Below are 14404 nucleotides of genomic sequence, written 5' to 3'. Positions count from 1 at the left end.
CCGGCCGCATAACGGAGGTAATCAGTGCGCAAGGTGGTCGCAGGACTGCTCGGCGCCGCGATGGTCACCAGTGTCGGGGCGTCTTTCCCGGCCACGGCCTTCGCGGCGCCCCCGGTTGACACCGCCCCGTCGACCTCGGCCGACACCGTGAACGTCGACGACCTGCCGCAGCCGCTCGAGGCCAAGCGCCGCGAGCTGCGCCAGCAGGCGGTCGCCGACGTGATCAGCGGCAAGGCCAAGATCGAGAACCGGCACGGCAGCCAGGTGGTCAACCTGGGCCGAGCGCCGAGTGGCCGGGGCCCGCTGGGCCACATCGGGCAGAACCAGTACGTCGAGCTGGGCAACGAGCGCACCGACCGGATCTTCGTGATCCTCGCCGAGTTCGGTGACCAGCGGGATCCGGCCTACCCGGACAAGGACACCGACCCGACCACGGCCGGCCCGACGACGTTCAGCGGCCCGCTGCACAACCAGATCCCACAGCCGGACCGCAAGGTCGACAACTCGACGATCTGGCAGTCGGACTACTCGGCGGACCACTTCCGCCAGATGTACTTCGGCACCGGCGCCGGCGCCGAGTCGCTCAAGACCTACTTCGAGACCCAGTCGTCCGGCCGGTACAGCGTCGGCGGCGAGGTCACCGACTGGGTGAAGGTGCCCTACAACGAGGCGCGGTACGGCCGCTCCAACGACCCGGTCAAGGACGAGGACACCACCAACCCGGCCAACGACCCGGCCGTCTGCCACTCCAGCACCTGCAACAACACCTGGGCACTCGTCCGGGACGCCGCGAACGCGTGGGTCGCCGACCAGAAGAAGGCCGGCCGCACGGACGCGCAGATCGCCGAGGACATGAAGTCGTTCGACCAGTACGACCGGTACGACTACGACGGTGACGGCAACTTCAACGAGCCGGACGGCTACATCGACCACTTCCAGATCGTGCACGCCGGCGGTGACCAGGCCGACGGTGACCCGCAGCAGGGTGAGGACGCGATCTGGAGCCACCGGTGGTACGCCTACGGCACCGACGTCGGCTCCACCGGCCCGGCCACCAACCGGCTCGGCGGCACCGAGATCGGCAACACCGGCATCTGGATCGGTGACTACACCATCCAGCCGGAGAACGGTGGCCTCAGCGTCTTCACGCACGAGTACACCCACGACCTCGGTCTGCCGGACGACTACAACACCGACGGCGACCACCCGGGCGACAACCCGAACGAGTACTGGACGCTGATGGCGCAGAGCCGCCTCAACGGCCGGCACGACCAGGGCATCGGCAACCGGCCGGGCGACCTCGGCGCCTGGAACAAGCTGCAGCTGGGCTGGCTGAACTACGAGAAGGTGGACGCCGGGCAGAAGAAGGTCGTCAACCTCGGCCCGGAGGAGTACAACACCAAGAAGAAGCAGGCTGTGGTGGTCAACCTGCCGGAGAAACCGGTCTCCTACGACATGGGTGCGCCGGCCGCCGGCACCAAGCAGTTCTACTCCGGCAACGCCGACAACCTGAACACCTCGATGACCACGACGGTGGACCTCACCGGGAAGACCACCGCCGCGCTCAGCCTCAAGGGCCGGTACAACATCGAGACCGGATACGACTACCAGTTCTTCGAGGCGTCCGCGGACGGCGGCACCACCTGGACCAAACTCGACGGCACCGTGGGTGACAAGCCGTTCCCCCGGGACGCCGGCGGCAACCCGGGCCTGACCGGCAACGGTGGAAAGAGCTGGTCGGACATCACGGTGCCGCTCACCGCGTACGCCGGGAAGAAGATCTCGCTGCGGCTGCGGTACGTCAGCGACAGCGGGACCAACAAGGGTGGTTTCTTCGGTGACGAGATCACCGTGTCGGCCGACGGCGCGACGCTGAGCACGGACGGCGCTGAGGGCAACGGCGTGTGGACCCTGGCCGGGTTCACCGTCATCGGGTCCACCGTCGTGCAGAACTACCCGAACTACTACATCGCCGGTTACCGCAGCTACACCTCGTACGACAAGTACCTGGCCACCGGCCCGTACAACTTCGGGTTCGCCGACAAGCCGGACTGGGTGGAGCACTACAACTACCAGACCGGCCTGCTCATCTCGTATTGGGACACCTCGCAGGCCGACAACAACACGCCGGCCCACCCGGGGTCGGGCCGCAACCTCTACATCGACGCGCACCCGAAGCCGTTCCTGGCTCCGGACGGCAAGCCGTGGCGCGTCCGCGTGCAGATCTACGACGCGCCGTTCGGGCTGTACCCGACCGACGGCATGCTGCTGCACCAGGCCGGCAAGCCCTCGCTGATCACGCCGCAGTGGGGCCGGACGGTCTTCAACGACAAGGACAAGTACTACTACGACGAGCTGCCCAACCAGGGCGTCAAGCTCCCCGCGGTCGGCGTCAAGATCAAGGTCTTGAGCCAGCTCGGTACGTCGATGACCGTGGCCGTCTCCTGACCCACCGCACCACCAGCGACGCCCGGGGCCCCTACGCTCCGGGCGTCGTCCCCTTTTCCACGGGAACCCGTGCGCGCCGGGACGCGTCCCACCGATGCGCTCGTCGCGCGGGAAGGATGGGCGGAATGCGCAGTCACCTGGTCCGGGCCGGGCTCGCCGTGATCACGGGGGCGCTGGTCGCCGGGTGCGGAGCCGCCCCGGCCGCCGTGCCAACGGCCGATCCGGCGCCGCTGCCCACCCTCACCCGCCCGGTCAAGCCGCCCCGGGACCCCACCGACACCAAGCCGAACACCGGCTGGCTGACCGGTGTGGTCAGCCGGGGCGGCAGCGGTCCCTGTTACGGCTTCACCTCCGACGACGGCGCCGCGTTCGCGCTGTACAACGGCGACGGCCTCACCCTCACCGAGGGCGCCCGGGTCCAGGTCAAACTGGAGTCGACGCTGCTGAAGATCTACTGCGGGCCCGGTGACCTGATGGCGGTGACCGCGGCCGCGCCGGTCGGATGATCACGCTCCGGTTCCTGAGTGCCGCGCGCCGGTCGTGACAGGGCAGCATAGGCTGGCCGCATGGACGAATCGGTGGTGATGGCGGAAGGGCCGTGGACCCACCGCTTCGTCGGCGCCAACGGCAGCCGGTTCCACGTCGCCGAGATGGGCTCCGGGCCGCTCGTCCTGTTCCTGCACGGCTTCCCGGAGTTCTGGTGGGCCTGGCACGACATCATGACCCGGGTCGCCGACGCCGGCTACCGGGCCGCGGCCATCGATCTGCGCGGATACGGTCACAGCGACAAGCCCCCGCGGGGATACGACGGGTACACGATGGCCGCCGACGTGACCGGCCTGATCCGGGCCCTGGGTGAGCGCTCCGCCACGATCGTCGGCGCCGGCGCCGGCGGGATGATCGGCTGGGCCGCCGCGGCCTTCCACCCCAAACTCGTCAACCGGCTGGTGGTGCTCGGCGCGGCCCACCCGCTGCGGTTGCGGGCCGCGCTGTTCGCCGACCCGCGCGGACAGTTCGCGGCTTCCGCCACGATTCTCAAATTCCAGGTTCCGCGGTACGAGCATGTCCTGACCCGTGACGACGCGGCGCTCATCGGCGAACTCATGCAGCACTGGAGCAGCCCGGAGTGGGCGGCCACCCCGGAGTTCGCCGACTACTCGTACCGCTGCCGGCAGGCCATGCAGATCCCGCAGGCGTCGTTCTGCGCCCTGGAGGCGTACCGGTGGGTGGCGCGCAGTGCCCTCCGGCTGCAGGGCTACCGCTTCGTGAAGCTGATGCAGCAGCCGCTCGGGATGCCCACCCTGCAGCTGCACGGTTCCCTGGACACGGCCATCCTGCCGCGCACGGCGCAGGGCTCCGGGCGGTATGTGACCGCGCCGTACGAGTGGCGGCTGCTGCCCGGTGCCGGGCACTTCATCCACCAGGAGGCGCCGGACTTCGTCACCGGCGAGATCCTCCGCTGGCTGAAGACGCCCTAGCCGCGCCCACCCGTCCGCCGGCCGCTCGTGGCTTTCCGGCGGCCGGTTCCGGTTCGCTCAGACCCGGTGCTCGTACCGGTCGCGAATCTCGTTCGCCGGGGCCCAGCCCTGGTAGACGCCGTAGTCGAACTCCTCCAGCCCGAGCCGGCGGGCCACCGGCGCACGCCCGCCGGTGTACTCCAGCCGCAGCCAGGTGTCCGCCTCGGCGAGCACGATGAACGGCTCTCCCCGCCAGGTGCACATGGTCCGGACGTACGCCACCTCGTCGTACTCGTCCGGCTCCAGCACCCGCACGTACCGCCCGGGCTTGACCTCGGCGAAACCCTCCGTCGCCTGGGCCGTGTAGATCCGCACCCTGTCGCCGTCGGGCACCGCGTCGTACTCCTGACCCTGCCAGGACACCACGTAACCGTCACGCATCACTGCTCACCCACCCGGCGCCAGAGCGGTCCGTCCGCGTCGAAGATCGCCACCATGCGTTCGTTGCCGTCCGCGTCCAGACGCCACAACTGGGCGCCGTGCGGCAGCCGCACACTGTCCACCTTGAACTCGGCGATCACGTCGCGGCCCTCACCCGGGGCGAAGCCGTTGCCCCGGAACGGCGGCCGCTCGATCACCCAGCCGTCCATGGCACGCAGCGCCTGCTCGTTCTGTCCGCCGTAGGGAATCCGGTACAGGCTGGGCCGGAATGCCGGCCAGCGCAGCACGAACGCCTCCTTGGCATCCGCCTGGAACGGCGAACCGTCGTAGCTGAGGCCCAGCGCACCGAACAGCTCCGCCGGGGTGCGCAGATGCTCGACCTCGGACGCGCGGTGCACGAAACCGGCCACCCGGTCGTAGCCCCGGTCCAGGTAGTAGTCGACCTGGCCGGCGGCGATCGTCTTCTGCATGACCGTGGCGTGCTGCGCCTCGTCGCTGGCCGGCTCCGGGGCCGGCACGACAGCGGCCGGCTCCTCGGCGGACGGCGACTCGATCGGCTCGGCGCCGAGACCGGCCTCGGTCGCCCAGTTCGCGAGCGCGATGATCTGGGTGCCCGGATACTTCGCGCCGACCGGGGTGCCCGGGTTGACGGCGAACGACCAGTTCGGGTCGGGCCAGTTGCGGATCAGCTCGTAGAACCGGACGCCCACCGTGCGGGTCGGCTCGCCGAAATGCTCGGACAGCCGGTCCTTGCTGGTGAAGACGACCAGGAACTTCTCGCCCTCGACCTCCTCCGGCTGGAACGCGAAGCCGGACTCGCCGGGCGCGCTGCCCGGGCGGGAGTGGTGGGCCACCGGGACCAGGACGTGCGCCAGCAGCAGCGTGGAGAGGAAGACGTCGGTGTTCCCGGCGTCCGCGGCGTCCTGCAGCTCCCGCTCGGTCTCGTTGGCCGGGACGAAGTCCTCCCGCGCCCGGCCGCCCTGCCCGGAGCTGCCACCGGTCGACGACCCCGCGATGCCCAGACCGGAGGCGCCGGAGGTCGGCGCGGCCGTGGTCTGCGGGGTCAGCGAGATGATCTGTGTGGCGTGGGCCTGACTGGCATACGCCGAGGCCGGGCTGCCCTGCGGCGGCATCCCGAAGGCCGGGCCGGGCGCCGTCGGAGCGCTGTAGGCGGCTGGCGCCGGCGCTGAGGTCCCGCCGTGACCGCCCGGACCGGACACCGGCGAAGCACCGTAGCCATCCGAGGCCGGAGCGCCGTAACCTCCCGGAGCGGGCACCGCGGGGGCGCTGTAACCGCCGGGAACGGGTGTGGAAGGACCGGTGTAGCCGGCTGGCGGGGAGCTGTAGCCGGCGGGGATGGACGGCGCGTAAGCCGGAGCAGGACCGGTCGGAATGGCATACGCCGAGGCAGGACTGCCGGGAGCGGCATACGCCGAGGCAGGACTGCCGGTGGCTGCGGGCAAGCCGTTGGCCACGCCCGGAGTGCCGGCACCCGAAAGGGGGACGCCGGGAGCAGCCGCACCGGAGATCGGCGCGCCGAGAGCAGCCGAAACCGGGACACCGGGAGCAGCCGGCCCCGAAACGGGGGCATCGGGAGCGGGCGGGGGTGAAACCGGAGCACCCGGAGCAGGCGGAGCCGAGATCGGGATGCCGGGAACAGCCGGAGCCGAAACCGGAGCAGCGGCAGCAGCCGGAGCCGGAGCGCCGGCAGCGGCCGGAGCGGGTCGCCCCTCGGGGAAGCCGGACGGACCGGAGCCGGACACGGGCGCCCCGGACGGGCCGAGGCCGGACCCCGGCGTGCCGGGACCGGAAGCGCCGCCGTAGCCACCGGGAATGCCGCCACGGTCCGCACCGGGAGCGCCGGGGATCACCGGCGGCAGCAGGCCGGGACGCCCGCCGGGCGCCGGTCGGTCACCGCCGCCCTGCCCGAGATCAGAACGCTGCGGCAGCGCCGGCGCGGGCCCGGACGGCCCGAATCGGTCCGCCGGTGGAACATCCCGCTGCGCGAGGCCGGGATCCGGAGCGGGCGTGTGCCCACCGGTGAGCGCCTGCGCGGCGGCCGCCATCGACGCCGGCCGCTCCGAAGGCGGAGTGACCTGACGGCGGGGCAGCCCACCGTTCGATCCACCGGGCGAAGCCGCACCGGGGGACGGCGCGCCCGAACCCGGGGCACCGAGAGCCGGCGAGCCCAGGCCTGGACCACCCGGGGCCGGTGCGCTCTGCGCGGCCGCGGCCTGCGGAGAGGCGGGCCCCTGCGGGAAGCCGGGCGGCGGGGCGGAGGCGGAGCCGGGCATCGTCCGTGCATTGGTGAACCCGGAGAACGACGTCGTCTGGCTGGGCCCGGCCGCCTGACCGGGCTGGCGCCGGGGCAGATCCGAACCGCCACGCGACGGCAGCGGAGCGGCAGCCGGCGCGCCGAGCCCGGACGATGCGCCGGGACCCGCCGGAGCACCGAGGCCGGACGGGGCTGGAGCCCCCGGGCTCGCCGGGTCACCGGCCCGGCCGCCGCCGATCGCCGCCCAGTTCGGGTCGACCTGGGCCTCGGCCGGGTCGTACGGCTTGACGTGCTCGGGGATCGGCGGGGTGTTGGCCATCGGAGTCCGCACCGGGAGCGGCGCGTTCAGGTCCTGCAACGGCCCGCGCGGATCGTTCTCCGGCCCGAACGGCATGGAGTCCGAATTCCACCCGGGCGTGGCCGAACCGCTGCCGGCCGGAGTACGGCCGGGCAGCCCGCCGGGCACACCGGGCACGCCCGGCGCCTGGTAGGCGGCCGGCGGCTGGTCAGCCGCGGGAGCGGCCGGCGACTCACCCGCGGCCGGAGTGCGCACCGGCAGCCCGGAGGGAGTGGTCGAACGGGTGGGCAGGCTCGGCGCACGCACCGGAAGCCCGCTCGGCGTGTTCATCGGCGCACCACCCGGCTGCCCGCCCGGAGCACCACCGAGTTCCCCGCCGGAACCGCCGGGGGCAGCGGCGAATTGCCCGCCGGAACCACCGGGACCGGCACCGAGCTGCCCGCCGGGACCGAACTGCGCGGCGCCGGCCGGAACAGGCGCGCCACGCTGGGGCAGAGAAGAGGGGACCGCCCCGGGCTGCGGCGGCCGAGAACCTACGCCGGACGCGCCGCCGGGACCGGCCGGATGACCCGGCCCCCCGGACGCGGCTGCTGCCGACGTCTCATGGGTCGGCCCGCCGGGGCCCTCACCGGCCCGCTTGGCCGCGAGCGCGGCCGCACCGAGCTCCTGGATCTTGGAGGTGCCGTGGACCTCCCGCCCCGGGCCGCGGGTGGGCAGCCGCAGGTCACCGCGGGCTAGCTGGGCGACGAACCAGGCGGGGAGGTAACCCTCGATCGGTAGACCGGGGTTGACCGCCAGCCACCACTCCAGGTTGGGCCAGGTGTTGGCGAGCTCCGCGTACGCCACCCGGCGGGACGCGCCGGTGTAGTCGGACAGGCAGGCACGCAACGCCTCCTGTGAGGTGAACGCCAGCACGTGCGTGCGTCCGCCGGTGCTCCAGGTGCCCCAGCCGAGCGGTGCCAGACCCGCGAGCGCGTCGGCCGAGACCGGCAGCAGGAGTTCGACACCAGCGAGGATGCGGAAATAGGACTCCTGGTCGTCGGTACGCAACGCGTCGCGCATCGCGACCTCAGCGTCGGTAACCGGCTCCCACTCGGACACGTCCACCTCTCCCCACGCGTACGACTGAGCCATCTCAACGCGTATAACCTACAAGGCCAGACCGCTATGACAATGGGCGGCAGTGCGCTGATGGCCGAGTTGTGTCCGGACATGTCCGGTTCCCGGCCGCACCGAGCAGGTACGCGCGCTCCAATCGCCCGGCGCAATGATCCAACAACCGATGGTAGCCGTGTCAACCGCCCGGACCAGTACGCGAACGGGCGACCTCAACCCACCCGGAACGGACCTTTGGGACCGCCCGAACGGGTACGCCACGGCGTCACTGGAACCGTTGGGTAGCCGCCCGTTCGGTGGTCAGGTAGTCGGTGGCCGACTCGTCCACCGCCAGCCTGATCCGGCTGAGGATGGCCTCCAGGTCAGCGGACGCGGCGCGCCAGGTGGCCTGCCGCTGCGCATAGGCATGCTGCGCCTCGCCGGCCCAGTTCGACACCAGCGGCGCGGCATCCTGCTCCAGTTGCGCGAGCTGATCGCGCAGGGTGCCGAGCGCCTTGTCGATGTTGGCGCCGGCCTGCTGCAGGGCGCCGAAGTTGACGAGCAGAAGTCCGTCGTTCACGAGAATCCTCCTGGAGTGAATCGGAGAGCGGGCCGGAGCGGGGTGGTGCTGAAAAGTCAGAGCGGCAGCGTGAAGGTGCCACCGGTGCGGGCGACCCGGCTGGCGGCCTCGGAGTCGGCGGCGTGATAGCCGGCCCCGGACGCCCGAATCGACTCGGCCGTCTCGGCGAGTGCGTTGTTGAGGCGCTGCAGATCCTCCGCGTACTGCCTCTTGACCTGCTCGAAGGCTGCCGCACCGAGGCCCTTCCACGTGCCGTTCAGGTCGGCGAGCTCGGTCATCAGCGTGCCCAGCATCACCTGCAGGACACCGTTGACCTGGTCGAATTTCCCGGCGGTGCGGGCCATCACCGTGGTCTCCGCTTGGGTGTAAGCCATTTCTGAGGTCACCCCCCGTTCTCTGCTGTGGACATCGGAATGACGGGCGAGACCAGGCATGGATCCTGAGCGTGATCACCTGGTCACCGCCCGGGCTTCGACGCTAGGCGATCGGCGGACGGCAGCGAAACCCCCGAATCCAGACCTGTGGATAACTCTCGCCTGTGGACAACGGACACGGGTGATCCGGATTTCGCTCTACCATGAGCCGCGCAAGTCGATCGATGCCTGCACGATCGGAAGGAGGCCCGCGTGACGACCGGCCCGGCCACCGCACCACGCTTCTCCGCTGTGCGCCTCCACCAGGTGATCGCCACCCAGGCGGCCGTGGTCCTGCTCCTGATCGGCGCCGCGGCGGGTGGCCTCGTCCTGATCTCGGCCGCTGCCGGCGCCGCCGCCCTGCTCACGATGACCTGGCTGCGCGTCCGCGGACGCTGGGCGTTCCAGTGGCTCGCCGCCGACTGGCGTTTCCGCGCCCGTCGCCGTGCCGGCGCCACGATGCTCGAGCTCGCCGCCCCCGGCGCCCAGGTCACCTCGATCGCCCTGCCGCGAGGCCCCGCCGCGGTGCTCGCCGACGAGTTCGGCCTGACCATGCTTCTCGAGCTCGGCGATCCGGCCGGCCCGCTGGCCGAGCCCCGCTCCGGCCTGGCCGCCCCCTGGGAGCTGCTGCGCGACGCCCAGCAGCGACCGCCGAGCCGGATTCAGCTGTTGCTCACCGCAGCGCCGGTGACCGCCGGGCCCGGGCCGGTCGCCAGCTCGTACCGGATGCTCACCGGCGGCGCCACCCTCGGATACACCCGGACGGTGCTCGCGGTCCGCGTGCTGCGCACCGACGGCTGGACCGAGGGCGAGCTGCGCCAGGCCCTGCGGGGCCAGGCACGCAAGCTCGCCAGCCGGCTCAGGGCCCGGCCGTTGCCCCAGGCCGCGGCGGTCCGGGCGCTTGCCGATCTGACGTACGCCGATCCCGCGGCCGAGGTCCAGGAGCAGTGGCCGGTGCTGCGGGCCGGCCCACTGTCCCAGGTGACCTTCCAGGCTCGCCCCCGGGCCGACGTGGCACCGTCCGCCGGGTTGCTCACCCGGCTGCTCCAGCTCCCGGTCACCGCCACCACCGTCACGGTCACCGCCGACCTGCCGGAGCCCGAGTCCTCCGAGCCGCCACGGATCTCCCTGTCGGTCCGCCTGACCGCACCCGACCGGGCCGCCCTGGAGTCCGCGGCGCAGACCCTGACCCGGCTGGCGCGCGCCGAGCGCATCGAGCTCCGCCGCCGCGACGGCGAGCACCTGCACGGCCTCACCGCCACCCTGCCCCTGGCCCTGCCCGGCGACTCCGCCGTCCTCACCGGCGATCCCCTCGATCTGGCCCTGCTCCCGGTCCGGCACAGCGACTCTCTCCACCCGGCGCCTGCCGCCCCGGGCACGACCCACCACGCCCCGGATCCGACATCAGCCGCCGCCCCGGGCACGACCCACCACGCCCCGGATACGGCATCGGCTGCACCGGGCACGACCCGTAGCGCCCTCGCCCCCGCACCGGTCTCACCGAGCACGACCGGCTTCCGCCGGGATCCCGGCCTCCGCGGCGAGAAACCGGCGCCTTCCGCCGACACGGTGCAGCCGGAGCCCTTCCGGTCCAGGTCGCCGAGACGACGGCGCGGCCTGGTCGATCCCCGCCTGAAACCGACCATGCGGCGAGGCGCGGTCACCCACCCCCGGCCCTCCGCGCCGCTCCACCCGCCCGCGCCCGAGCCATCCGACGGCGAATCCGAACCGCGGCCCTCGATCACCAGCGAGCAGTTCGGCAGGCTGACGCTGCCCACCGGAAGCTCCGGTGTCGCCGTCGGCCAGGATCGGCACGGCAAACCCGTGCTGATCCCGCTGTTCCGGCCGGCGCCGACCCGGGTGCTGGTCGTCGGCGGTTTCCGCTGTGCTCAGCTGCTGGCCTTCCGCGCGATGGCGGTCGGCGCCCAGGTACTGGTGCGCACCCTGCGGCCCGGCGACTGGACCGCGTTCGCTCGTGCCACCGCCTCGCCGGGCGTCGCAATCGGCATCGTGCCACCGGACAGGCCGGTCGACCTGCCGCTCGCTTCCCCGCTGCGCCCGATACTGACCATCCTGGACGTGGACCCGCTTCCCGCGCCCGGGCCACATCCCGGCGGCCACAGCCCCGGCCCCGGCCGCCCGTCTCCGAGTCCCAGTCCACGCCCTAGCCCTCGCCCGAGACCCCAGCCGGCCGTCACCCACCCCGTCGTCGCCACTTCCTCGGTCACCACCCCAGCCCCCACCACCCCAGCGACCCCGGGCACAGCAACCCCAGCCACAGCCGCCTCCGCCACAGCCACCTCGGTCACAGCCGGCGTATACGCGCTCGGCACAGGCGCCCCCGGCGACGGCGGCCACATCGCGACGACCGGTGACGACCCGCCGGGGCGCGACACCGCGGACCAGACCGACGACGACACCGACCGATGGCTCGAATGCATGCAGGACAGTGGCCCCTGGGAGGCCACCCTGATGCTCCGGCGGGAGTTCGCCGCCTCGGACGGCCGCACCGCGACCGACGCCGATCTGGTCCTGTTGCAGCCGTTGCGGGCCGACGAGGCCGAACGGGCCGGTGACGCGTTGCCGCTCGGGGACGCCGCGCGACTGCTCAGCCGGATGCGCTCCGGGATGATCGGGATCGCCGGTCCGCACGGCATCCGCTGGGCGATGCTGGCTCCCACGGCCATCGAAAAGGTGCTGATCGGAGACCTGACCCGGAGGAACATTTGAGCGATAGAGCTCAATATGTCGGAATATCCGGCGGCGGACGGATGAAGATCGCGGAGTGTCGTACCCACCGGTGGCACGGCCGTGGCACCATCCCGTGCCATGGGCATCATCATCCGGCTCGTGATCACGGCCGTCTCGCTGTGGATCTCGACCCTGGTCATCGACGGGATCGACCTCACCGCGAACACCGCGACGAGTAAGGCAGGCACCCTCCTCGCCGTCGCGGTGATCTTCGGCGTGGTGAACGCGATCCTCCGGCCGATCATCAAGACGATCGGCTGCGGGCTCTACGTCTTCACGCTCGGGCTGATCGCGGTGGTCGTCAACGGCCTGCTGTTCATGCTGACGAGCTGGATCGCCGGCCAGTTCGACCTGGGCTTCCACGTCGACCACTTCTGGCCCTCGGCGGTCCTCGGCGCGCTGCTCGTCGGCATCGTGAGCTGGGTTCTCAACATGCTCGTCCCCGACGGCGGCGACGACAACTGACCGCCGGCGGCCCCACCCCCCGGCGGCCGCGCACAGCAGGACCTCACGAGCGCGGGATGCCACACGGCGTCCCGCGCTCGCGCGCACCCACCCCGTTCCGCGAGCGCGGGCCAAAGCCCCCGGATTGGCCCTGTGAGGTGGAATATATGCAAGGAGCGCGGCACCGTTGCGGCCTTACGGTAAGGGCATGAGCGACGAGCGGCGCGGCTATCTGTACGGCATCACGGCGTACGTGCTGTGGGGCTTCTTCCCGATCTACTTCAAGCTGCTCAAGCCGTCCCCGCCCCTGGAGATCCTGGCGCACCGGATCATCTGGTCGGTCGTGTTCGTCGCGCTGCTGCTCACCGCGATGCGCAACTGGTCCTTCCTCGGTCGGATCCTGCGCACCCCACGCCTGCTCGGGGGCGTCACCGCCGCGGCTTTGCTGATCGGCGTGAACTGGGCGACCTACATCTACGGCGTCAACTCGTCCCGGGTCGTCGAGGCCGCGCTCGGCTACTTCATCACGCCGCTGGTCGTGGTCCTGCTCGGCGTCACCGTCCAGCGCGAACGCCTGCACCCCTGGCAGTGGATCGCGGTCGGCATCGGCGGCCTGGCGGTCGCCATCCTCACCGTCGACTACGGCCGCCTGCCGTACATCGCGCTGATCCTGGCCGCGTCGTTCGGCTCGTACAGCCTGATCAAGAAGCGCATGTCACTCCCGCCCGCCGAGGGCCTGTTCGTCGAGTCAGCCGTCCTCGCGCTGCCCGCGCTCGCCTACCTGACCTGGCTCAACCTCGGTCACGGCGCGAAGTTCGGCCACGTCTCCGGCGTACACACCGCCCTGATGCTCTTCTCCGGCATCGCCACCGCCGTCCCGCTGCTGCTCTTCGCCGGCGCCGCCAACCGCGTTCCCCTCGTCGGCCTCGGCATCCTGCAGTACATCGCCCCGATCCTCCAGCTGGCCTGCGGCATCCTGATCTACCACGAGCCGATGCCGCCCGCCCGCCTCGCCGGGTTCGCCCTGGTCTGGTTGGCCCTGATCATCTTCACCGCCCACGGCATCCACTCAGCCCGCACCACCGCCCGCCAGCGAGCCACCACCCGCGTCTGAAGCCCACCTATTTGGTACGCCGGAACCTCACCCCGCCGGGCACACTGCCCTGCCTTGCAGAACCGCCCCGTTCAGCACATCCCCGCGCGCTGCGCTGCCCCACCGCACCGCCTACGTCCGACCCGCCGCTCCGGAGACCTGGCAGTCAGCCATGGCCGCGGCCGCCGGTCAGCCGAGACTGCGGAGCCCGTAGTCAGGCGGGACTCGGCTGCGCCGGGATCAGCGGGGACGGTAGGTGAGCATGATCTTGCCGTCGAAGCGGACCAGGTCGATGCGGTCGAGACCTTCAATGGTGAAGTGGGTGTTGGCCAGCATCCGGAATTCCGCGCCCGGGTGGGCCGTCCACGAGCCGACCTGTTCGCTCTGGTCGTCGGGGCCGTAGGCGATCAGGCCGAACGTGTAAGGCTTCTCCGACTCCGCGTACCGGCACACCATCTCGATTTTGGTGCCGCCGGCCGTCCCGGTCAGACGGATGTTGGCGGAGATCGGCGAGGAATTGTTCACGGCGGCCATCGCGACCGCCGGCCCGGAGGCGGCGCTGCCCGGCTCGGCCCGGTTCATCAGCCACAGTGTCACGCCGACCCCGAGGATCATGACCAGGAGGACGGCCGCGGCGGTGCTCAGCAGGCGTACCGGAAAGGTTCTGGCCCTGGGCGGCGGAGTCGCCCGGTGTGACCGTTCGGCGGCCGGAGCGGCGAACGGCCGGGCGGGCGGCGATTGGTCGAGCAGTGACGGGTCGAGCAGCCGCGCGAACTCGTCCGCGTCGAGACGGTCCAGCATGTCCGGCACACGGGATAAATCGGCCACGGCCTCCCGGCAGAACGAGCACGTCGCCAGATGCTGCTCGTAGGCCGCCCGCTCTGCCGGCGACAGCGCGCCGAGGACGTACGCGGCGTCGTCGTGCCCGTCCTCACACCGCATCTGTCCCGCCTCCAGCCGGCTTTCAAGTCATCCGCACTCTGGTACGCGACAGGCGCCGGGGAGGTTCAAATATCTCTTAAACCCGCACCTCAAGCTGTAGCGATCCGGTCACCCGAAACTTCCTGGTGCAGGGAAAACGCGTGAAATAGCCACCTCGAAAATCCCAC

The 14404-nt window shown here is 71.5% G+C and carries 11 protein-coding genes; 6 read left to right on the top strand and 5 right to left on the bottom strand.

Annotated features, from left to right (window positions below):
• The first annotated feature begins 60 nt into the window (after positions 1 to 60).
• The 3 genes from ACSP50_RS01835 (at position 61) to ACSP50_RS01825 (ending at position 3926) form a co-directional block, all read left to right on the top strand.
• Positions 61 to 2448 (top strand): immune inhibitor A domain-containing protein, encoded by a 2388-nt coding sequence (locus ACSP50_RS01835; protein ID WP_043513363.1) that lies wholly within the window; start codon positions 61 to 63, stop codon positions 2446 to 2448.
• Between the two features lie 125 nt (positions 2449 to 2573).
• A complete protein-coding gene (locus ACSP50_RS01830; protein WP_014687447.1) occupies positions 2574 to 2954 on the top strand; it encodes a hypothetical protein in 381 nt (126 codons plus the stop codon).
• Between the two features lie 60 nt (positions 2955 to 3014).
• A complete protein-coding gene (locus ACSP50_RS01825) occupies positions 3015 to 3926 on the top strand; it encodes an alpha/beta fold hydrolase (RefSeq protein WP_014687446.1) in 912 nt (303 codons plus the stop codon).
• A 57-nt stretch (positions 3927 to 3983) separates the two neighbouring features.
• Here the strand turns inward: ACSP50_RS01825 and ACSP50_RS01820 are convergent, their stop codons facing one another.
• From ACSP50_RS01820 to ACSP50_RS01800, 4 genes are all read right to left on the bottom strand, one after another.
• Positions 3984 to 4349 carry a hypothetical protein gene (locus ACSP50_RS01820; protein WP_043510683.1) on the bottom strand — a complete coding sequence of 122 codons (366 nt, stop codon included), beginning with the start codon at positions 4347 to 4349 and terminating at the stop codon, positions 3984 to 3986.
• A complete protein-coding gene (locus tag ACSP50_RS43665) occupies positions 4346 to 8053 on the bottom strand; it encodes an SseB family protein (protein WP_231956839.1) in 3708 nt (1235 codons plus the stop codon). The genes ACSP50_RS01820 and ACSP50_RS43665 overlap by 4 nt, the downstream gene beginning before the upstream one ends.
• Positions 8054 to 8300: 247 nt before the next feature.
• Positions 8301 to 8594, bottom strand: a complete 294-nt coding sequence (locus ACSP50_RS01805; RefSeq protein ID WP_014687442.1) for a WXG100 family type VII secretion target — start codon at positions 8592 to 8594, stop codon at positions 8301 to 8303.
• A 56-nt stretch (positions 8595 to 8650) separates the two neighbouring features.
• Positions 8651 to 8968, bottom strand: coding sequence for a WXG100 family type VII secretion target (locus ACSP50_RS01800; RefSeq protein WP_014687441.1), 318 nt, complete (start codon positions 8966 to 8968; stop codon positions 8651 to 8653).
• A gap of 252 nt (positions 8969 to 9220) precedes the next feature.
• On the opposite strand from ACSP50_RS01800, the gene ACSP50_RS01795 reads away from it, so the two are divergent.
• The 3 genes from ACSP50_RS01795 to rarD all read left to right on the top strand — a co-directional run bounded on the left by ACSP50_RS01795 (position 9221) and on the right by rarD (position 13316).
• Positions 9221 to 11737, top strand: coding sequence for a Cortactin-binding protein 2 (locus ACSP50_RS01795; protein ID WP_014687440.1), 2517 nt, complete (start codon positions 9221 to 9223; stop codon positions 11735 to 11737).
• A gap of 99 nt (positions 11738 to 11836) precedes the next feature.
• Positions 11837 to 12223 (top strand): phage holin family protein, encoded by a 387-nt coding sequence (locus ACSP50_RS01790; RefSeq protein WP_014687439.1) that lies wholly within the window; start codon positions 11837 to 11839, stop codon positions 12221 to 12223.
• A 187-nt stretch (positions 12224 to 12410) separates the two neighbouring features.
• Complete coding sequence (gene rarD, locus ACSP50_RS01785) at positions 12411 to 13316, top strand: EamA family transporter RarD (RefSeq protein ID WP_043510680.1); 906 nt, start codon at positions 12411 to 12413, stop codon at positions 13314 to 13316.
• Between the two features lie 219 nt (positions 13317 to 13535).
• Here rarD and ACSP50_RS01780 read toward each other — a convergent pair whose 3' ends face one another.
• Entirely contained in the window at positions 13536 to 14237 is a 702-nt protein-coding gene (locus tag ACSP50_RS01780) for a zf-HC2 domain-containing protein (RefSeq protein ID WP_014687437.1), read from the bottom strand.
• Positions 14238 to 14404: the final 167 nt, after the last annotated feature.

It is taken from the genome of Actinoplanes sp. SE50/110, from assembly GCF_900119315.1.
Classification (GTDB): Bacteria; Actinomycetota; Actinomycetes; order Mycobacteriales; family Micromonosporaceae; genus Actinoplanes.
Note: the sequence above shows the minus strand (reverse complement) of the source record. Positions and strands in the feature narration are given on the sequence as shown.

Bases quoted from the DNA above. Each gene is read 5' to 3' on its own strand.
- ACSP50_RS01800 (WP_014687441.1), bottom strand. From the start codon at position 8,968: ATGGCTTACACCCAAGCGGAGACCACGGTGATGGCCCGCACCGCCGGG.
- ACSP50_RS01830 (WP_014687447.1), top strand. From the start codon at position 2,574: ATGCGCAGTCACCTGGTCCGGGCCGGGCTCGCCGTGATCACGGGGGCG.
- rarD (WP_043510680.1), top strand. From the start codon at position 12,411: ATGAGCGACGAGCGGCGCGGCTATCTGTACGGCATCACGGCGTACGTG.
- ACSP50_RS01780 (WP_014687437.1), bottom strand. From the start codon at position 14,237: ATGCGGTGTGAGGACGGGCACGACGACGCCGCGTACGTCCTCGGCGCG.
- ACSP50_RS01835 (WP_043513363.1), top strand. From the start codon at position 61: ATGGTCACCAGTGTCGGGGCGTCTTTCCCGGCCACGGCCTTCGCGGCG.
- ACSP50_RS43665 (WP_231956839.1), bottom strand. From the start codon at position 8,053: ATGGCTCAGTCGTACGCGTGGGGAGAGGTGGACGTGTCCGAGTGGGAG.
- ACSP50_RS01790 (WP_014687439.1), top strand. From the start codon at position 11,837: ATGGGCATCATCATCCGGCTCGTGATCACGGCCGTCTCGCTGTGGATC.
- ACSP50_RS01825 (WP_014687446.1), top strand. From the start codon at position 3,015: ATGGACGAATCGGTGGTGATGGCGGAAGGGCCGTGGACCCACCGCTTC.